The 18,872-nt window shown below is 72.3% G+C and carries 19 protein-coding genes; 8 read left to right on the forward strand and 11 right to left on the reverse strand.

The annotated features are described in order from the left end of the window. Window positions 1–39: 39 nt before the first annotated feature. The gene (locus ABZT02_RS33690; RefSeq protein WP_356024377.1) at window positions 40–834 is read left to right on the forward strand and encodes a polyprenol monophosphomannose synthase; all 795 of its coding nucleotides are present in this window, start codon (window positions 40–42) and stop codon (window positions 832–834) included. Window positions 835–906: 72 nt separating this feature from the next. Beyond that, window positions 907–1,473, forward strand: coding sequence for an FxsA family membrane protein (gene fxsA / locus ABZT02_RS33695; protein ID WP_356024380.1), 567 nt, complete (start codon window positions 907–909; stop codon window positions 1,471–1,473). Window positions 1,474–1,577: 104 nt separating this feature from the next. On the opposite strand, the gene ABZT02_RS33700 is transcribed toward fxsA, so the two are convergent. The 4 genes from ABZT02_RS33700 to ABZT02_RS33715 all read right to left on the reverse strand — a co-directional run bounded on the left by ABZT02_RS33700 (window position 1,578) and on the right by ABZT02_RS33715 (window position 5,045). Then, window positions 1,578–1,952, reverse strand: a complete 375-nt coding sequence (locus ABZT02_RS33700; RefSeq protein WP_003977404.1) for an RNA polymerase-binding protein RbpA — start codon at window positions 1,950–1,952, stop codon at window positions 1,578–1,580. A 268-nt stretch (window positions 1,953–2,220) separates the two neighbouring features. Then, window positions 2,221–3,567: an MFS transporter gene (locus tag ABZT02_RS33705; protein ID WP_356024382.1), complete on the reverse strand. Its 1,347-nt coding sequence runs from the start codon at window positions 3,565–3,567 to the stop codon at window positions 2,221–2,223. A 60-nt stretch (window positions 3,568–3,627) separates the two neighbouring features. Then, window positions 3,628–4,395, reverse strand: a complete 768-nt coding sequence (locus tag ABZT02_RS33710; RefSeq protein ID WP_356024384.1) for a glycerophosphodiester phosphodiesterase — start codon at window positions 4,393–4,395, stop codon at window positions 3,628–3,630. Then, entirely contained in the window at window positions 4,392–5,045 is a 654-nt protein-coding gene (locus tag ABZT02_RS33715) for a hypothetical protein (RefSeq protein ID WP_356024387.1), read from the reverse strand. Before ABZT02_RS33715 ends, ABZT02_RS33710 begins: the two co-directional genes overlap by 4 nt. A gap of 101 nt (window positions 5,046–5,146) precedes the next feature. Between ABZT02_RS33715 and ABZT02_RS33720 the strand changes: the two genes are divergently transcribed. Next, window positions 5,147–6,646 carry a PLP-dependent aminotransferase family protein gene (locus ABZT02_RS33720; protein WP_356024389.1) on the forward strand — a complete coding sequence of 500 codons (1,500 nt, stop codon included), beginning with the start codon at window positions 5,147–5,149 and terminating at the stop codon, window positions 6,644–6,646. An 84-nt stretch (window positions 6,647–6,730) separates the two neighbouring features. Here ABZT02_RS33720 and ABZT02_RS33725 read toward each other — a convergent pair whose 3' ends face one another. Next, complete coding sequence (locus tag ABZT02_RS33725; RefSeq protein WP_356024392.1) at window positions 6,731–8,374, reverse strand: ATP-binding protein; 1,644 nt, start codon at window positions 8,372–8,374, stop codon at window positions 6,731–6,733. Window positions 8,375–8,414: 40 nt separating this feature from the next. Continuing rightward, on the reverse strand, window positions 8,415–8,609 hold the full coding sequence (locus ABZT02_RS33730) for a hypothetical protein (protein ID WP_007380617.1): 195 nt from the start codon (window positions 8,607–8,609) through the stop codon (window positions 8,415–8,417). A 216-nt stretch (window positions 8,610–8,825) separates the two neighbouring features. On the opposite strand from ABZT02_RS33730, the gene ABZT02_RS33735 reads away from it, so the two are divergent. From ABZT02_RS33735 to ABZT02_RS33755, 5 genes are all read left to right on the forward strand, one after another. Beyond that, window positions 8,826–9,218, forward strand: coding sequence for an ankyrin repeat domain-containing protein (locus ABZT02_RS33735; protein WP_356024395.1), 393 nt, complete (start codon window positions 8,826–8,828; stop codon window positions 9,216–9,218). 300 nt (window positions 9,219–9,518) lie between these two features. Then, window positions 9,519–10,937: a HEAT repeat domain-containing protein gene (locus ABZT02_RS33740; RefSeq protein WP_356024398.1), complete on the forward strand. Its 1,419-nt coding sequence runs from the start codon at window positions 9,519–9,521 to the stop codon at window positions 10,935–10,937. Between the two features lie 192 nt (window positions 10,938–11,129). Next, window positions 11,130–12,263: a glycosyltransferase family 1 protein gene (locus ABZT02_RS33745; RefSeq protein WP_356024400.1), complete on the forward strand. Its 1,134-nt coding sequence runs from the start codon at window positions 11,130–11,132 to the stop codon at window positions 12,261–12,263. Beyond that, on the forward strand, window positions 12,260–13,423 hold the full coding sequence (locus ABZT02_RS33750; protein WP_356024403.1) for a glycosyltransferase: 1,164 nt from the start codon (window positions 12,260–12,262) through the stop codon (window positions 13,421–13,423). Before ABZT02_RS33745 ends, ABZT02_RS33750 begins: the two co-directional genes overlap by 4 nt. A 31-nt stretch (window positions 13,424–13,454) precedes the next feature. Beyond that, on the forward strand, window positions 13,455–14,306 hold the full coding sequence (locus ABZT02_RS33755; protein ID WP_356024405.1) for an SGNH/GDSL hydrolase family protein: 852 nt from the start codon (window positions 13,455–13,457) through the stop codon (window positions 14,304–14,306). 106 nt (window positions 14,307–14,412) lie between these two features. Here the strand turns inward: ABZT02_RS33755 and ABZT02_RS33760 are convergent, their stop codons facing one another. From ABZT02_RS33760 to ABZT02_RS33780, 5 genes are read right to left on the reverse strand one after another with little or no spacing between them, the layout of a single operon-like run. Continuing rightward, a complete protein-coding gene (locus ABZT02_RS33760) occupies window positions 14,413–15,282 on the reverse strand; it encodes a biotin-dependent carboxyltransferase family protein (RefSeq protein WP_356024408.1) in 870 nt (289 codons plus the stop codon). Then, on the reverse strand, window positions 15,279–15,890 hold the full coding sequence (gene pxpB / locus ABZT02_RS33765; RefSeq protein ID WP_356024410.1) for a 5-oxoprolinase subunit PxpB: 612 nt from the start codon (window positions 15,888–15,890) through the stop codon (window positions 15,279–15,281). Before pxpB ends, ABZT02_RS33760 begins: the two co-directional genes overlap by 4 nt. Continuing rightward, window positions 15,887–16,645: a 5-oxoprolinase subunit PxpA gene (locus ABZT02_RS33770; protein ID WP_356024412.1), complete on the reverse strand. Its 759-nt coding sequence runs from the start codon at window positions 16,643–16,645 to the stop codon at window positions 15,887–15,889. Before ABZT02_RS33770 ends, pxpB begins: the two co-directional genes overlap by 4 nt. A 59-nt stretch (window positions 16,646–16,704) precedes the next feature. Then, the gene (locus ABZT02_RS33775) at window positions 16,705–17,526 is read right to left on the reverse strand and encodes a putative hydro-lyase (RefSeq protein ID WP_356024415.1); all 822 of its coding nucleotides are present in this window, start codon (window positions 17,524–17,526) and stop codon (window positions 16,705–16,707) included. Next, window positions 17,523–18,818, reverse strand: a complete 1,296-nt coding sequence (locus tag ABZT02_RS33780; RefSeq protein ID WP_356024417.1) for an MFS transporter — start codon at window positions 18,816–18,818, stop codon at window positions 17,523–17,525. The genes ABZT02_RS33775 and ABZT02_RS33780 overlap by 4 nt, the downstream gene beginning before the upstream one ends. Window positions 18,819–18,872: the final 54 nt, after the last annotated feature.

Here is an 18,872-nt window from a genome sequence, read left to right on the forward strand (position 1 = left end):
CTATGGTGGACGCCTGCGCATTGACTCGAAGGGGCAGCAGTGAACGACGGTGACGGGACCCACACGGGCCAGGAGAGGCGATTCGGCCCGCTCGGCACGGCGTTGGTGATCATTCCGACCTACAACGAGGCGGAGAACGTCAAGGCCATCGTCGGCCGGGTGCGCAAGGCTGTCCCGGAGGCGCACGTCCTCGTGGCCGACGACAACAGCCCCGACGGCACCGGCAAGCTAGCCGACGAACTGGCCGTCGATGACGACCACGTCCAGGTCCTGCACCGCAAGGGCAAGGAGGGCCTCGGCGCCGCCTATCTGGCGGGCTTCCGCTGGGGCCTGGAGCACGGTTACGGCGTCCTGGTCGAGATGGACGCCGACGGCTCCCATCAGCCCGAGGAACTGCCCCGTCTGCTGACCGCCCTCAAGAGTGCCGACCTGGTCCTCGGCTCCCGCTGGGTGCCCGGCGGCCGGGTCGTGAACTGGCCCAAGTCCCGCGAGTTCATCTCCCGCGGCGGCAGCCTCTACTCACGCGTCGCCCTCGACCTTCCCCTCCGTGACATCACGGGCGGCTACCGCGCCTTCCGCCGCGAGACCCTCGAAGGCCTCGGCCTCGACGACGTCGCCTCCCAGGGCTACTGCTTCCAGGTCGACCTGGCCCGCCGCGCGGTCAAGGCCGGCTACCACGTCGTCGAGGTGCCGATCACCTTCGTCGAGCGCGAACTCGGCGACTCCAAGATGAGCCGCGACATCCTCGTGGAGGCCCTGTGGCGGGTCACCACCTGGGGTGTGGGGGAGCGGGTCGGCAGGATCACGGCGCGGGGAAAGCGCGCACAGCCGTAGTCCGGCGGCCGCACAGGCGTGGTTGATCGTCCTCTTATGCCGTGTTGAGCCGCGTCCAGGCACACTGGACGCATGACGACAGGCGCTCCGACCCCCACGTACCCCGCCCGGCCCCGCCGCTCCCGTGTGCGCACCTTCCTGCCGCTGGGTCTGGCCGCCTGGCTGGTGCTGGAGATCTGGCTGCTGACCGTGGTCGCGGGCGCGGCGAGCGGATTCGCGGTCTTCCTGCTGCTGGTCGCCGGTTTCGTGCTCGGCTCGGTGGTCATCAAGCGGGCCGGCCGCCGCGCCTTCCGGAACCTGAACGAGGCGCTCCAGCGGGGCGGGGCCCCGTCGAGCTCCGGCAGCGGTGGCAACGGCCTGATGATGCTGGGCGGCCTGCTCCTGATGATCCCCGGCCTGCTCTCCGACGCGCTGGGCCTGCTCCTGCTGATCCCGCCGGTCCAGAAGGCGGTCGGCCGTTACGCCGAGCGCACCTTCGACCGCAAGCTCCGCGCCGCCGGCCCCGGCACCCTGGGGGACGCGTTCCAGCAGGCCCGTATGCAGCGCCCGGACGGCAAGGTGGTCCAGGGTGAGGTGATCGTCCGGGACGAACCGGCTGGCGACAGCCCTCAGGGTCCGCGCCCGCCGCTTACCCGCTGAGGCGGGGAGGCCGCCCGCGGGCAGCCGCGGGCAGCACAAACCGCGGGCGCGGTACGTGGATCACGTACCGCGCCCGCGGTTACTTGTATGTGCTGTGTTGCCGCTCAGGCCGACTTGCGGCTGTCCCGGGGATGAACAGCGATGTTCATCGCTCCGGAACGCAGAACCGCCAGACGCTCCTCGAGGACCTCTTCGAGTTCCTCTCGGGTGCGTCGCTCCATCAGCATGTCCCAATGTGTACGCGCGGGCTTGGCCTTCTTCTCTTCAGGGCCGTCGCCGTCCACGAGGAGTGCCTGGGCCCCGCAGACCTTGCACTCCCACTCCGGCGGAATCTCCGCCTCGACCGAGAAGGGCATCTCGAAGCGATGCCCCTTCTCGCATGCGTACTCCACGGCCTGGCGCGGGGCCAGGTCGATGCCGCGGTCCGTCTCGTAGCTGGTCACCACGAGGCGCGTGCCGCGAAGAGCTCGCTCACTCATGAATCGTGCCTCCCGGGCTTGTCGCCCACAGGACAGGTGTCGCTGTCGTCGTCATACCGGTCAACGTCCGGTCGGCGGTAAAGATTCCCGTTCCGGGTCCCGTCCCGGGCAATGCGTCGCCGTCGTAGCCGCCCCTTGTTGTACCCACCAGCGCCCGGTTTGTCACATCTACTAGCAGATGTCACCCAGCGTTTCGGCATCTTTGACGCGCAGTAACGGTACGCCTGGCAGGCCAAACGCGTACACTACAGCGCTTTGGTGTTGAACGCTAAATCCTTTCGGGTACGGGATTGCCCGCGTCGCTGATCGCCCGCCGCACCGGAACCCGCGCGAGCAGGGCGAACCCGAGAACGAAGAAGGTCACCAGCGAGATGATCGCGTCCCGATAACTCCCCGTCAGCTGGTAGGTCACCCCGAACAGCAGCGGGCCCAGCCAGCTCATGCCGCGGTCGCTCATCTCGTACGCCGAGAAGTATTCCGCCTCCTTGCCGGGCGGGACGAGATGGGAGAACAGGGAGCGGGACAGGGCCTGGCTGCCGCCGAGCACGAGCCCGATGCCGGCGGCCAGCACGAAGAACCACCCGGGCGCGCCGGCGGGCAGGAAGAACCCGGCCCCCAGGACCACCGCCCAGGCGACCAGCGAACCGAGGATCGTGCGCTTGGCCCCGTAGGTGCGGGCGAGCCGGCCGAGCGCCAGGGCTCCCGCCACCGCGAGCACCTGGACCAGGAGCACGGCCGCGATGAGCGTCGACTGCCCGAGATCCAGTTCCTCGGAGCCGTAGAGCGACGCCTGGGAGATCACGGTCTGGATGCCGTCGTTGTAGATCAGGTACGCCAGCAGGAAGGCGAGCGTGAGCGGGTGGCGGCGCATGTCGCGGACGGTGGCGGCGAGCTGCCGGAAACCGGGGGCCGTCGACTCCCTGGTGGCAGGGCGCCGGTCGTGCAGCCGCCGTAGCGGAATCAGCGTGAAGGCACCCCACCACAGCCCGGCCGAGGCCAGACAGATACGGACCGCGGCGCTCTCGGAGAGGCCGAAGGAGTCGTGGCCCATGTAGAGAACGAGGTTCACGACCAGCACCAGCGCGCCCGACGCGTAACCGAAGGCCCAGCCCTTGGAGGAGACGGCGTCGCGCTCCTCGGGCGGGGCGATCTGCGGGAGGTAGGAGTTGTAGAGCATCATCCCGACGGACTGCGCCGCGTTCGCGACGATCAGGAGGACGCCGCCGAGGAGGTAGCGGTCGCCGCCGAGGAAGAACATGCCGGTGGTCGCGGCGGCCCCCGTGTAGGCGGCGGCCGCCAGGAGGGGCTTCTTGCGGCCGCTGCGGTCGGCGGCGGCGCCCACCAGGGGCATCACCAGCACGGCCACGATCACCGACAGGGACACCGAGTACGCGAAGAAGGAACCGGCGCGGACGGGGATGCCCAGCGGATGGACATAGCCGTCGCCGTCTGCCGCGTTCTTGGCGACCGACGTCAGATAGGGGCCGAGGAACACGGTGAGCACGCTCGTCGAGTAGACGGAGCACGCCCAGTCGTAGAAGTACCAGCCGCGCTGCTCACGCCGCCGGTCGGCGGCCTCGTCCGCCGCGCCCGCCCGCACGGTGTCGGTGCCCACCCGTGCCCTCGCTTCCCCGTGTGCCGTGCGCGGGCCGCGGGACGGGCGGTCGGTCGTGGGTCAGACCCAGACGCCCCGGTCCTCCATGACCTTGCGCAGTGTGTCGATGTGATCGGTCATGATGCCATCGACTCCCAGGTCCAGAAGCCGGTGCATGCGATCGGGTTCGTTGATGGTCCACACGTGCACCTGCAGCCCGCGCGCGTGGGCGGCGCGCACGAAGCGGTGGTCGACCACCAGGATGCCGGACTGGGTCTCGGGCACCTGGGCGGCGACGGCCGAGCGGCGCAGTGCCGCCGGGACCCCCCACGAGCGCAGCCGAAGGTTGAGCACTCCCCGGGTGCCGTACGACGTCGCCAGGCGCGGCCCGGCCAGCCGCTGGGCGCGCATCACCCGCGCCTCGGAGAAGGAGCCCACACAGATGCGGTCCCAAGTGTTGGTGCGCTCGACGAGGTCCAGGAGCGGCTGGAGGGCGGGCTCGGCCTTGACGTCGACGTTCCAGCGGGCCTCGGGGAAGATCTCCAGGAGTTCCTCGAACAGCGGCACCGGCTCCTTGCCCGCCACACGCGCGTGCCGTACCCGCGCCCAGGACAGGTCCGCTATCCGGCCCGCCCCGTCGGTCACCCGGTCCAGGGTCTCGTCGTGGAAGGCGACGAGCCTGCCGTCCGTCGTGGCGTGGACGTCGGTCTCCAGGTACCGGTAGCCCGCTTCGACCGCCCGCCGGAACTGGAACGCGGTGTTCTCCAGGCCGTCCGCCGCCCCGCCCCGGTGGGCGAAGGGGATGGGGCCGGGATGGTCGAGGTAGGGGTGGCGTATCCGCGAGGTCACGGACGCAGTATCGCTCCCCGCGGTTGCCCGCCGGCAACGACCGTGCTGCCGTCGGATGCCGGAGGAACGGCGAACACGCGCAGGAAGACCTGGGCGAGCGGCCCGATGGATACCGCGTAGAGGACGGTTCCGGCGCCGATGGTGCCGCCGAGCACGAACCCTGTGACCACGACGGCCACTTCGACCGCGGTCCGCATCAGCCGGATCGAGCGTCCCGTCCGCCGGTGCAGCCCGGTCATCAGGCCGTCCCTGGGCCCCGGGCCGAAACTGGCGGCGATGTAGAGGCCGGTGGCCACACCGTTGAGCGCGATGCCGGCCAGCAGGAGAGGGACGCGTACGGCGAGGCCGTGCAGGTCGGGGACCGCGGCGAGGGTGGCGTCCATGGCGATGCCGACCACGAAGACGTTGGAGACCGTGCCGAGGCCCGGCCGCTGGCGCAGCGGGATCCACAGGAGCAGCACCGCCGCGCCCACGATGATCGACACGACACCGATCGACAGACCCGTCAGCTCGGCGAGGCCCTGGTGCAGCACACCCCAGGGCTCCAGGCCGAGGCCCGCCTCGACGAGCAGCGCTGAGCTGGCCCCGTACAGAGCGAGTCCGACGTACAGCTGGATCAACCGTCGTCCCGGACGGCTCTGCGTGGACAAGGCGGTTGCCCCCTGTGGTGGTAGTGGCCTGACGCATGACACCCTGTGGCTTGGGATGACACACCATCCATGGCCAATTCGGGGAAGGTGGACTGATTTCAGTGGCGCAGTGGACCTCGGCGGTGGGTGCGGCGCAGCTCGCCCGGCTGCTCAACTCCCAGCAGGACCGGCCGGCGGGCCCCGGCACGCGCCGCCCCCCGGCCTACCGCGCGCTCGCCGACGGCATCCGCCTGCTGGTCCTGGAAGGGCGAGTACCGGTGGCCGCACGCCTCCCCGCGGAACGCGAGCTGGCCCTCTCCCTGTCCGTCAGCCGTACGACCGTGGCGGCGGCCTACGAGGCGCTGCGGGCCGAGGGGTTCCTGGAGTCCCGGCGCGGCGCGGGCAGCTGGACGGCCGTGCCCGCCGGCAACCCGCTCCCCGCGCGCGGCCTGGAACCCCTCCCGCCCGAGGCCCTCGGCTCGATGATCGACCTGGGCTGCGCGGCCCTGCCCGCCCCCGAGCCGTGGCTGACGCGTGCGGTCCAGGGCGCCCTGGAGGAGCTGCCGCCCTACGCCCACACGCACGGGGACTACCCGGCGGGTCTTCCGGCCCTGCGCGCGATGATCGCCGAGCGGTACACCGCGCGCGGAATCCCGACCATGCCCGAGCAGATCATGGTCACGACCGGGGCCATGGGCGCGATCGACGCGATCTGTCATCTCTTCGGGGGCCGGGGCGAGCGCATCGCGGTGGAGTCCCCGTCCTACGCGAACATCCTTCAGCTGATGCGGGAGGCGGGCGCCCGCCTCGTGCCCGTGGCGATGGCGGAGGGGCTGACCGGCTGGGACATCGACCGCTGGCGTCAGGTGCTGCGGGACGCGGCCCCGCGGATCGCCTATGTCGTCGCCGACTTCCACAACCCGACCGGTGCGCTGGCCGGCGAGGACCAGCGGCGGCAGTTGGTGGAGGCGGCGCGGTCCGCGGGGACCGTGCTGGTGGCGGACGAGACGATGACCGAGCTGTGGCTGGACGATGACGTCTCGATGCCGCGGCCGGTGTGCGCCTTCGACCCGGCCGGCTCCACCGTGGTCACCGTCGGCTCCGCCAGCAAGGCCTTCTGGGCGGGGATGCGGATCGGGTGGGTCCGGGGGGCACCGGACGTGATCCGCAGCCTGGTCGCCGCGCGGGCCTACGCCGACCTCGGCACGCCGGTCCTCGAGCAGCTCGCCGTGAACTGGCTGTTCAGCACCGGCGGCTGGGAGCAGGCGGTCGAGCTGCGGCGCGATCAGGCCCGGGAGAACCGGGACGCGCTGGTGTCGGCGCTGCGCAGGGAGCTGCCGTCATGGGAGTTCGAGGTGCCGCAGGGCGGCCTGACGCTGTGGGTGCGGGCCGGGGGTCTGTCCGGGTCGCGGCTGGCGGAGGTCGGCGAGCGGGTGGGGGTACGGGTGCCGTCGGGGCCGCGGTTCGGGGTCGACGGGGCCTTCGAGGGGTACGTGCGACTGCCGTTCACCGTCGGGGGCGCGGTGGCCGACGAGGCGGCGGCACGCTTGGCCGCGGCGGCGCGGGTCGTGGAGAGCGGGGGGTCCGGGGCGGGGGAGTCGCCTCGTACGTTCGTGGCCTGACTTCGGTGAGCGGACCTGGGCACGGGCGCGGGGAACGGCGCGACCAGCCCCCACCGGCCCGCAGCCGCCCGACCGGCCGCGTCCCTACGGTGCCTTGGCGACCACCGCTTTCGAGGGGGCCGTGTTGTCCGTGTCGGCCGGAGTCGCCCCTTCCGAGGGGGCCGTGTCCGGGTCGGCCGGAGCCGTCCCTTCCGAGGGGAGCGTCTCCGCGTCGGCCGGAGTCGTCCGCTCCGGCAGCAACGCCAGTACCGCCTGCCGGTCCGCCTCGCTCGTCGCGTCGTCGTACGGATCCGGGGTCGCCGGCACCTGAAGGCGATGCACCGGTCCCGTCCCGAGGCGGGCGTAGCCGCGGCCCGGGGGCACCTCGGCCACCGGTGTCGTGTGCGGAGGCGCCCCCAGGAAGGCCTCCAACTGCTCCGGCGTCGCGGGCCCGAGCACGACACGCGCGCGCGTGTGCTGTCGTACCGGATCGCTCAACGCCTCCGCGCCGTCGAACTGGTCGGCCACCACCACCGTGACATTCGCCGCCCGCCCGTGCCGCAGGGGGACCTGGAGCAGGGACTGCGGATCCTTGCGGCCGTCCGCGGCCGCCAGGTGGGTGAAGGCGCTCGGACGGTCCAGGAGGATCCACAGCGGACGCTTGGTGTCCTCGGGCGGCGGATGGCCGGCCTGTCGGGCGCGGTTGGTCGCGATCAGACGGCGCTCCGTCTCGGTCGCCACCCACTCCAGGCTCGCCGTCGCTCCCGCCAGCCCGCACTCGACCGCGAGCACCCCGTCCCGCCCGGTCAGGCACGCGTACTCGCCGGTGGCGCCGCCGTCGACGATGACGACATCGCCGTACTGAAGGGCCTGGAGCGCGATCGAACGCAGCAGGGTCGAGGTGCCGCTGCCCGGCTGGCCCATGACCAGCAGGTGCGGCTCGGTGGAGCGGATGCCGGTGCGCCAGACGACCGGCGGGACGTCGCGCTGCCCGTCGCCGTAGCCGAGCGGGAGAGTGCGCTGGACCTGGGTGGGGTCGGTGAAGCCGAGGACCGTCTCGCCCGGGGCGGTGACGAAACGCTGGGCGGCGATGTCGGTGGGCAGCGGGGCGAGGACGGTGACGGTGAGTTCGTTGCCCTCCTCGTCCCAGGTGAAGTGGTACTCCCGGCCGCGGCCCGACTTGGCGTGCAGCAACTGCTCGATGCGGGCCCGGGACTCGGCCTCGCCGTCGGTGAAGTACGCCGGGTAGCTGATCAGCAGATGGGTGATGCGGCCGGTGGCGTCGAAGTCGTAGGCGGGGAAGGCCTTCTCCCACTCGCCGCCGTGGGTGTACAGCGGGGCCGGGTCCTCGGCCGCGGAGAAGTACGGGACGAGTGCTTCGTACAGCGACTGGAGGCGCTGTGTCTGCGACTCGTCGGGTCCGTCCGGCTCCGGCGGCTTGCGGTCCCGGCCCTGCCAGGCTGCCGCCGCCATCAGGCTGATGACGGCGAGCAGCGGACCGTACGGAACGAGCGCCACGACCAGGACCACCGAGGCCACCAGGAAAAGCAGCGGTCCGCGCTTGTCCCTGGGGGCCTCGGCCCACCTGCGCCGCCCGGCCGAGGCCAGCCGGCGCAGACCGCGAGTGATCGTGATCAGCGGGTGGAGGACGTCGGTGGCGCTGTCGGCCGCCGTCCGGGCCAGCTCCCGGCTCCGGGCGATCTGGGCGCTGCCTGTGCTCAGGATGCGGGGGAGGGGGCGGCGGGCCACTGCTGTCTCCTGGAGGTGCGTACGGACGGGAGGGGCGGCGTCAGAACTTGATGCCGCCGAGGAGGCTCGCCAGGCTCTCGCCGCCGGCCTTGATGCTCGGGGCGATGGCCGTGCTGGCCAGGTAGAAGCCGAACAACGCCGAGATCAGGGCGTGGGAGGCCTTGAGCCCGTCCTTGCGGAAGAAGATGAAGACGACGATGCCGAGCAGTACGACACCCGAGATGGAGAGGATCATTTCGGTGCTCCTGGTTGTGGGGACAGTCACCATGAGTACTTCCAGGATCACAGCATGTATCCATACGACAAAAGGTGCAAATGGTTGAATTTCTCGCGATTTCACTTGGTTGGTGGAGTCGTGGTGATCCTTACCTCCGGCACTTCGGGTCATCTGCCGCGCGAGCCAGTACCCTTGCGATTCACCTGAACGGTTGTATGAGAGGCGGTCCGGCCGATGACTGAAGCCCCCGACCCCGAGGTCGTGGAGCTGGCGACCAAGATCTTCGATCTGGCCCGGCAAGGGCAGACCGAGGCGCTCCTGGCGTACGTCGACGCGGGCGTTCCGGCAGGCCTCACCAACGACCGCGGGGACTCGCTCGTGATGCTCGCCGCCTACCACGGTCACGCGGACGCGGTGCGCGCGCTCGTCGCCCGCGGGGCGGCGGCCGGCGGGGTCAACGACCGGGGGCAGACGCCCCTCGCCGGTGCGGTCTTCAAGGGCTTCACCGACGTCATCGAGGCCCTGCTGGAAGGCGGCGCCGATCCGGCCGAGGGCACCCCCTCGGCCCTCGACACGGCCCGGATGTTCGGCCGGACGGAACTGCTCGACATGTTCGCCGCACACTGATCCGACTGTTCTGACCAGCGAAAACACAGATAACGGGGGAGGCGGTACAGGGCCGCCGAAATTTCGGTCGCGGCAGACGGAAGTGCCGAGTCATCATGACCTCGTGGTTCACGGACGTGATGGCAGGGCAGGTGATGCCGCACCGCGCGGACCGTGATGCGGTCCGCATGGGCCACCGACGAGAGGCAGAGGAAGATGGCTTACAGCAAGCAGGAAACGGCGGGCGCCCCGACGTGTTGTCACGCGGCCAGGTAATGCAGGTCCCCGGTTGCGTCGACGCTTGATGTGAGGCTGTTTCCCATGTTCGATCCGGTCATAGCGCCCAGCGGTACGCTGCTCGGCCTGCTCCAGCGGGGCCGCGGCGACGGCACACTGCACGCGCTCACCGCCCCGCGAGCCGAGGCGCTCGCGGCCCTGAACCACTGCGTGCTGCGCGATCCCCGCCACGACTGGCAGGTGGAGAACCGCTCGCTGTACTACGCCCGTCTCTTCCTCGACCTGGGTGGCGAGCTCGACGAGATCGAGGCGCACCTCTTCGAGGTGGACGACGTCTTCGACACCGAGGAGTCGCGCACGGGCCTCGCCCTCGCCGTCCTCGGCCACCTCGCCTCCTACGGCAGGCGCGACGCGCTCGAACTGCTGCGCAGGTACGCCGCCTCGGGCTCCAACTGGGCCTGGGCGCTGGACGAACTGGCGCTGCGGGACGACGACGCCGGTCTGCGCGCCCTCGCCGCGCCCGTGCTCGCACGCTTCGGGACCGATCCCGAGGGCGAGTCCGAGCTCGCTGCCGCCGTCCGTGACGCCTTCGAGCCGAGGCCATGGCGGCTGTGGGCCGACGATCCCCGCGAATCCGTCTCCACGCGCGTGCGTGCCGCTCAGGAGGCCGGCTGTTTCGACCGCTGGCAACGCCAGATGCGACCCGCCGGACCCCGCCCGGGCTGGAGCGTGCAGGCCGTCTTCGAATGGGCCCAGCAGGGCATCGAGCGAGGCGCCGCACTCCATGTGCCCGCCGCCCGCTGTCTGACCGCCGTCGCCGGGCCGGAGGACCGTCCGGAGATCCTGACGGCCGCCAAGGACGGCACCGACGGGGCGCGCTCCACCGCGCTGCGTTACCTCGCCGACAGCAATGATCCCGACGCCTTCGATCTGATCGAGTCGGCCGTCGCCACCGGTTCACCGGTCGTGGTGGAAGCCGCCCTCGACTCATTCGAACGCATGCGCAGTATCGCCGCCGTCGACCGGGCGCGCGGCTGGGCCCGCCGGCCGGATCCGCTGGGCGCCGCCGCCGGACGCATGCTCGCCTGTCTGGGCGGAGCCCAGGACCGGGACCTCGTACTCGCGGCCCTCCGGGAGGCCGTACGGGGCGAGGGCCCCGACGCGCCCACCCTGTGGACCCTCGTCGACGGCACCGGACGCCTCGGCATCGCCTGCGCCGCGCCCGTGCTGCGCCACATCTACCGGGAGACGGCCTCCTCCCATCTCCGCGGCCGCGCCGCCCGCGCGCTCGCCGCCACCGACCCCTCCTTCGCCACCGGCTTCGCCGTCGAATGCCTCTGGGACTGCGAGGAGACCACCCGCGAGATCGCCGCCCGGCACGCCGAGACCGGCGACGCCCGGGTCGTGGAGCGACTGCGCCGACTGGCCGCCGACCCGGCCGAGGAGGCCGAGGTCCAGACGGCCGTCCGCAGCCGTATCGGACCGGACACCGCAGCCATGTGACACCACCCCCGGGGTGGGGTGAACCTTTCGGTCCTGTCACGCCCGCCCGGTGAACTCGGGACGACCCGCGGGTCAGGTCGGCATGGACACGACCTGACCTGCTCGGGTGTGCAGCGCAACGCTCACGGGACGTTCATCGTTCGCAAAGATCCACGTTGACGTGGCCACGTCCAGGGCGGCGAGAACACCCGTATGCGTGTCGTCATAGTGACCGAATCCTTTCCCCCTGACGTGAACGGCGTGGCCCACTGCGCGCTCCAGACCGCCCGGCACCTCGTGGATCGCGGTCACCTCCCGCTCGTCGTCGCGCCGGCCACCGCGTCCGGCCCCGGGCCCGGCGTCGACGCCCTCGCGCCGTGCCCCGTCGTCCGTGTCCCCTCCCTCCCCCTCCCGGGCTACCCCCAGGTCCGCGTGGCTCTCCCCAGCCGTCGTGTGGCCGCGGCGATCGCCGAGCACCGTGCCGACGTCGTCCACCTGGCCAGCCCCTTCGTCCTCGGCGTCCGCGGCATGGCCGTCGCCGCCCGGCTCGGCATCCCCGCCGTGGCCGTCTACCAGACCGACCTCGCCGGATACGCCCGCACCTACGTGCACGCGGGAGAAGCCGCCGCCTGGCGCCGTATCCGCTCCGTCCACGCCGCCGCCGACCTCACCCTCGCCCCGTCCAGCGCCTCCCTACAGGACTTGGAGGCGCACGGTGTGCCCCGGGTCGAGCTGTGGCCCCGGGGTGTGGACACCGTCCGTTTCCGCCCCGACCTGCGCGACGAGGCGCTGCGCCGCCGGCTCGCCCCGAACGGCGAGACGATCGTCGGCTATGTCGGACGGCTCGCCCCCGAGAAGCACATCGAGCTGCTGGCCGACGCCTGCCGCCTGGAGGGCGTCAAGGTCGTGGTGGTCGGGGACGGGCCGAGCCGGCCCCACCTCGACCAGGCACTGCCCGGCGCGGTCTTCCTGGGCCGTCGCACGGGCGACGAACTGGCCCGGATCTTCGCCTCCTTCGACGTCTTCGCACACACCGGCCCCTTCGAGACCTTCTGCCAGACCGTGCAGGAGGCCATGGCCAGCGGTGTGCCCGTCGTCGCGCCCGCCGCCGGAGGTCCGCTCGATCTGGTCGCCCACGGGCGCACCGGATTCCTCGTCCCGCCGCGCGACCCGGCCGCCGTACGGGACGCGGTGTGGTCCCTGGCCGCCGACCCCGAGATGCGTGCCTCGTTCGGTGTCGCCGCACGGGCCCTGGTCGAGGGGCGCACCTGGGCGGTCGTCGGCGACCAGCTGATCGCGCACTACGCCGCCGTGCTCACCGGCCGGAAGACGGCGGTGGCGGCATGAGCGGACAGCCGTTGCGGATCGTCCGTCTCGCCAACTTCGTCGCTCCGGCCTCGGGCGGCCTGCGCACCGCCCTGCGCGAGCTCGGCAGGGGGTACCGGGCGGCGGGTCACGAGCCCGTGCTGATCGTGCCCGGTGACCGTGCGAGTGATCGCGAGACCGAGCAGGGGCGGGTGATCACGTTGCCCGGCCCGCTACTGCCCGGTACCGGGGGTTACCGAGTCCTCGCCGACAAGCGGAGGGTGGCCCGGCTCCTGGAGGAGCTGGCCCCCGACCGCCTGGAGGTCTCCGACCGTACGACCCTCAGGTGGACCGGCAAGTGGGCCCGGCGTGCCCGCGTCCCCGCCGTGATGGTCTCCCACGAGACCGCCGACGGCGTCCTGCGCACCTGGGGCCTGCCGGACGGCGCGGCCCGGCGTGCCGCCGACGCCCTCAACGTCCGTACGGCGCACACGTACGCGCGCGTGGTGTGCACCACCGAGTTCGCCGAGCGGGAGTTCGTGCGGATCGGCGCCCGCAATGTCGTACGGGCCCCGCTGGGCGTCGATCTGGTCGAGCGGCGCCCGGCACTGCGCGACGCGGGACTGAGGGCCCGGTACGCGCGCGAGGACGAGACACTCCTCGTGACGTGCACCCGGCTGTCCGTCGAGAAACGGCCCAGTACGGCGCTGGACGCTCTGGAGTCCCTGGTGCGCCGCGGGCGGCGGGCCGTGCTCGTGGTGGCCGGAGACGGGCCGCTGCGGCCCCGCCTCGAACAGCGCGCGCGGGAGCGCGGGCTGCCGGTCACCTTCCTCGGGCACGTCTTGGACCGCGGGCTCCTGGGTGCGCTCCAGGCCTCCGCCGACGTGTGCCTGGCCCCTGGACCGGCCGAGACCTTCGGGCTGGCCGCGCTGGAGGCCATGGCGTGCGGCACGCCGGTGGTGGTGAGCGCCTCCTCCGCGCTGCCGGAGGTCATCGGATCCGCCGGGGCCGTCGCCGCCGACCGTGGGGAGGCCTTCGCGGACGCCGTGGACACGCTGCTGGAAGGCTCCGAGGCCGACCGGCGCGAGATCGCACGCGCGCGTGCGGAGTGCTTCGGGTGGGACACGGCGGTCCGGGCGTTCCTCGCCGCGCACGACGCGGACGTCTTCGAACGGCCCTCCGTGCCCGGAGGCGTGGCATGAGCGGGTGCGCGTGCGTGAGCGGGTGCGCGTCATGAGAGCCCCGCGCTTCGTCGCCCTCGGTGACTCGCTCACCGAGGGCGTGGGGGACCCCGTGGGCGACGGGTGGCGCGGCTGGGCCGCGCTGCTCGCCGACGGACTCCGCGCCGGGGACGTGGACTTCACCAACCTCGCGGTCAGCGGGGCGCAGACCCGGGACGTGCTGGAGCGGCAGCTGCCCGCGGGACTCGCGCTGCAGCCGGATGTCGTGTCCGTGGTCGTCGGCGTCAACGACACCCTGCGCTGCACCTTCGACGTCCACGCCGTGGCCGCCCGGCTCGACACGATCTACGCGGCCTTCCGCGCGCAGGGGGCCGTGCTGCTCACGGCGTGTCTGCCGGACCCGGGCACGATGCTCGGGCTGCCCGGAGCGTTGGCGCGACCGCTGGCCCGGCGGCAGCGGGCGGTGAACGCCGTGGTGCACGCGTTGTCCGAGCGATACGGGGCGGTGCATCTGCATGCCGCCGAGGGGAGTTGGACCACCGAGCGGGCGATGTGGAGTTCGGACCGGCTGCATCCCAGCGAGCGGGGGCATCGGCAACTGGCCGTCCGGTTCCACGAGTTGCTCGCGGCGCGGGGGATCGCGACCGGAGGCGCGCCCTCGGTCGAGCCGGAGCTTCCCGTGCCCACTAAATCGGCGAGTCTGTGGTGGCTGGCCACGGCGGGGACCGGGTGGGTGGCGCGGCGGTGCACGGATCTGCTGCCTCAGCTGGTGACCCTGGCTGTGGACGAGATGCGGCACCGGGCCCGGGGGACGAGCGGACGGCTTGACCTGCGGGCGGCGCACGCGGTGTCCATGGCGTTGGTCGCGTTGTCCGTGCAGGAGCGTCCGGCCGAGGCGGCTTGAGTGCGATGTCGGGTGCGGGTGCGGGTGCGGGTGCGGGTGCGTGGGGCTGGTCGCGCCCACGCGGCGGAGCCGCATATCGGACAGCGCCCCGCGCCCCTGAAGAGAGTTATCGGCGTCGTACCTCCACGAAGCGCACCGGGGTTCCCGGCACGGCCTGGGCCGCTGCTGGGAGGTCGGTCTCGCGGACCACTGCGATGACCGGGTAGCCGCCGGTCGTCGGGTGGTCGGCGAGGAAGATCACGGGTCTGCCGTCGGGCGGTACCTGGACCGCGCCCAGGACCATTCCCTCGCTGGGGAGTTCGCCCTTCAGGGCCCTCTCCAGGGCGGGTCCCTCCGTCCGCAGGCCGATGCGGTTGCTCGCTGCGGACACCTGGAAGGTGCGGGAGGTGAAGACCCGTACCGCTTGCGGTGTGAACCAGTCGTCACGTGGGCCCAGCGTGACGCGTAGGACCAGTTCTATGGGAGGTGCGGGGTGCGGTGCCGCGTCCACGCGCGTGTGGAGCCGTGTCGGAGCACCGAGGGGGAGTACCGCGCCGTCCGTGAGAGGGGTCGGACCCAGGCCCGACAAGAGGTCCGTGGAGCGGCTGCCCAGGACCGGCTCCACGGTGATGCCGCCGGAGACGGCCAGATAGCTGCGTACGCCTTTCAGGGCTGTCCCGATGTTCAGGAGTGCTCCTGCCGGTACGTGCACGGGTGCGCTCCAGGCTGCCGGTCGCCCGTCGACCGTCACGGGGCAGGGGGCCCCTGTCACGGCGACGGTGACCGTCGAACGGGGGCGCACCGCGCAGCCGTTGAGCGTGGTCTCCAGGACGGCTGCCTCGGGGCGGTTGCCGACCAGACGGTTGGCGAGGTCGGCCGCCGGGCCGTCCAGGGCGCCCGAGCGGGGGACGCCGAGGTGGGCGTGGCCCGGGCGGCCCCGGTCCTGGGCGGTGGTCAGTGCTCCGGCCCGGACGACGGAGAGGGCACGGTCTGTCATGTCGCCCCCACGAAACGCACCCGTGTCCCCGGCGACAGCAGCGCGGCCGGCACGCGCGCGTGGTCCCACAGAACGGCGTCCGTGGTCCCGATGAGCTGCCAACCGCCCGGCGACGAGCGCGGGTACACGCCGGTGTACGGGCCCGCGAGCGCCACCGAACCCGCCGGGACGGCCGTGCGCGGCGTGGCCCGGCGCGGCACGTCGTAACGGGAGGGCAGACCGGTGAGGTAGCCGAAACCGGGCGCGAACCCACAGAAGGCGACCGTGAACTCGGTCCCGGAATGGATGCGGCCCACCTCCTCGGGGGACACGCCCCAGTGCGCGGCCACGTCGGCCAGGTCCGGGCCGTCGTAACGCACCCGGAGTTCGATCACCTCACGCGCGCGTGGGGGAGCGGGCGGTACCTCGGAGGCGGCGAGTTCGGCGGCCAGGCGGGCCGGGTCGGCGAGGCCGTCGAGGAGGACCGTGCGGGCGGCGGGGACGATCTCGCGGACCGACAGCGACCCCTCCGCGCGGCGGCGCACCAGCTCGGCGTGCAGCGCCTGCGCCTCCTCGCCCGAGGAGACCTCGACGAGCAGGGCGGCGTCTCCGACCGGAAAAGTCCTCATACGAAGGCCTCCACCCGGATACCGGAAGTCTCCAGTCGCTCCCGGACCCGTCGGGCCAGCTCCACCGCGCCCGGCGTGTCGCCGTGCAGGCACAGCGAGCGGGCCTCGACGCGGATGCGGGCGCCGGAGCACGCGGTGACCGAGCGGTCCCGGGCCAGGCCCAGCGAGCGCTCCACCACCGCCTCGGGGTCGGTGACCACCGCGCCCTCCCGGCCGCGTGGCACCAGGGTGCCCTCCTCGGTGTAGGCGCGGTCCGCGAAGGCCTCCGTGACGGCCTCCAGGCCCGCCTTCCCGGCCGCCTCCAGAAGACGCGAGCCGGGCAGGCCCAGCACCGGCAGCGTGGCATCGGCGAGGCGCACGCCGTCGACGACCGCCGCGGCCTGTTCCTCGTCGTGGACGACCCGGTTGTAGAGCGCGCCGTGCGGCTTGACGTACGACACGCGCGTGCCCGCCGCGCGGGCGAAGACCTCCAGGGCGCCGATCTGGTAGGCCACCTCGGCCGTCAGTTCGGCGGACGGCACGTCCATCGCGCGCCGCCCGAACCCCGCGAGGTCCCGGTAGGAGACCTGGGCGCCGATCCGGACCCCGCGCGCGACCGCCAGCTCGCACACCCGCCGCATGGTGGCCGCGTCCCCGGCGTGGAACCCGCAGGCCACGTTGGCGCTGGTGACGACGGACAGCAGTTGCTCGTCGTCGGTCAGCTGCCAGCGGCCGAAGCCCTCGCCGAGGTCGGCGTTCAGATCGATCGAGGCCATGCGGTCTCGTGTCTCCTTCCCTTGCTTTTCAGTAGGTTCCAGCGGTTTTTCAGTGAGGCTCAGGCCACTCGGTACTGCTCGTCGCGGGCGTCCGTCAGGAACATCTGCCCCGGCGCGTGGGTGATGGCGAACGGCGGGCGCGAGGCCATCACCGCGGCCTGCGGGGTCACTCCGCAGGCCCAGAACACCGGGATGTCGTCCGGCTCGGCCTCCACCGGGTCACCGAAATCGGGGCGGCCGAGATCGTCGATGCCGAGCGCCGAGGGATCGCCGCAGTGCACGGGGCTGCCGTGCACGGCCGGGAGCAGACTGCTCTCCCGCAGGGCCGCCGCCAGGTGCTGCGGCGGCACCGGGCGCATGGAGACCACCATGGGTCCGTGCAGCCGCCCCGCGGGACGGCACCGTCGACTGGTCACGTACATGGGAACGTTCCGGCCCTGCTCGATGTGCCGGATCGGGACGCCCGCCTCCGAAAGTGCCCACTCGAAGGTGAAACTGCACCCGATCAGGAACGAAACGAGGTCGTCACGCCAGTGTGCGCGCACGTCCGTCGGCTCGTCCACCAGCTCGCCGTCCTCCCACACCCGGTAGCGAGGGAGATCGGTGCGCAGATCGGCGCCCTCCGCGAGGACCGTGGTCCAGTCACCGGCGTCCGTGACATCGAGGACCGGGCACGGCTTGGGGTTGCGCTGGCAGAACAGCAGCATGTCGTACGCCCAGTCGGCGGGCACGGAGATCAGGTTGACCTGGGTGTGGCCGGCCGCGACCCCTGCGGTGGGCCCGGTCAGGCCCGCGCGGAAGCGGGCGCGAGCCTGGGCCGGGCTCCACGCGTGCGCGTGCGCGTCGACGAGGGTCAGGGGACGGTCTTCCGTACGGGTCACGCGAGTTCCTTCCCACGAGTCTCCGGCAGCCCGAGCAGGGCCAGGGCGGCGATGCCGTAGCCGATGGCGCCGAAGACCAGCGCCCCGCCCACGCCCCAGCTGTCGGCCAGGAACCCGACGGTGGTCGGGAAGACCGCGCCGACCGCCCGGCCCGCGTTGTACGTGAAGCCCTGTCCCGAGCCGCGCACGGCCGTCGGGTACAGCTCGCTCAGGTAGGACCCGAAGCCGCTGAAGATCGCCGACATGCAGAACCCGAGGGGGAACCCGAGGATCAGGAGCCAGGTGTCGGCTCCGCTCGGGATGTTGCCGTACGCCACGATGCAGACGGCCGACAGCAGGGCGAAGAGCCAGATGTTGCGCCGTCGGCCCAGCCGGTCGGTGAGGTACCCGCCGGTCAGATAGCCGAGGAACGCGCCGGAGATCAGGAACGTCAGATAGCCGCCGGTGCCGACGACCGACAGCCCGCGGTCGCTCTTGAGGTAGGTCGGCACCCAGGTGGCGAGCGTGTAGTAGCCGCCCTGGACTCCGGTGGACAGCAGCCCGGCGAAGATCGTCGTGCGCAGCAGGTCCGGCTTGAAGATCGCCGCGAACGACCCCTTGCCGGCACTCTTCTCGCGTACGGCGATCGCCTCGGGGGCGTCCTGGACCTGGCGCCGCATCCAGACGACCAGCAGCGCGGGCAGCGCACCGGTCCAGAACATCACGCGCCAGGCCGTGTCCGCGTCGAAGACCGAGAAGACCAGCGTGTACATGATCGCCGCCAGGGCCCAGCCCACGGCCCAGGAGCTCTGGACCGCGCCCAGGGTGCGGCCGCGGTGCTTGGCGCTCGCGTACTCGGCGACCAGGATCGCGCCGACTGCCCACTCGCCGCCGAACCCGAGGCCCTGCAGCGCGCGGAACACCAGCAGGGACTCGAAGTTGGGGGCGAAGCCACAGGCCACGGTGAAGATCGCGTACGTCACCACCGTGATCATCAGCGCCCTGACCCGGCCGGCCCGGTCGGCCAGCACCCCCGCCAGGGCGCCGCCGATGCCGGAGGACAACAGGGTGACGGTGGTGAAGAGACCGGTCTGGCCGCTGTCGAGGCCGAAGTAGGCGGCCAGCGCGACCATGCTCAGCGGGAGCGTGAAGTAGTCGTAGGAGTCGAGGGCGTAGCCGCCGAAGGCACCGGCGAAGGCGCGCCGGCCGCGCGGACCGAGGGCGCGGAACCAGCCCAACGCCCCGTTGTCGGAGGGGAGTTCGGTCGCTGTGGGGTGATCGGTCAGGGCCTGTGGGGGCGGGGTCGTGCTCATGGGCACCTCGCAGTAGGGGGACGGAGGATGCGGAGCTGGGCCGTGCGGTGTAGA

It is taken from the genome of Streptomyces sp. NPDC005402, assembly GCF_040606575.1.
In the GTDB taxonomy this organism is placed as follows: Bacteria; Actinomycetota; Actinomycetes; order Streptomycetales; family Streptomycetaceae; genus Streptomyces.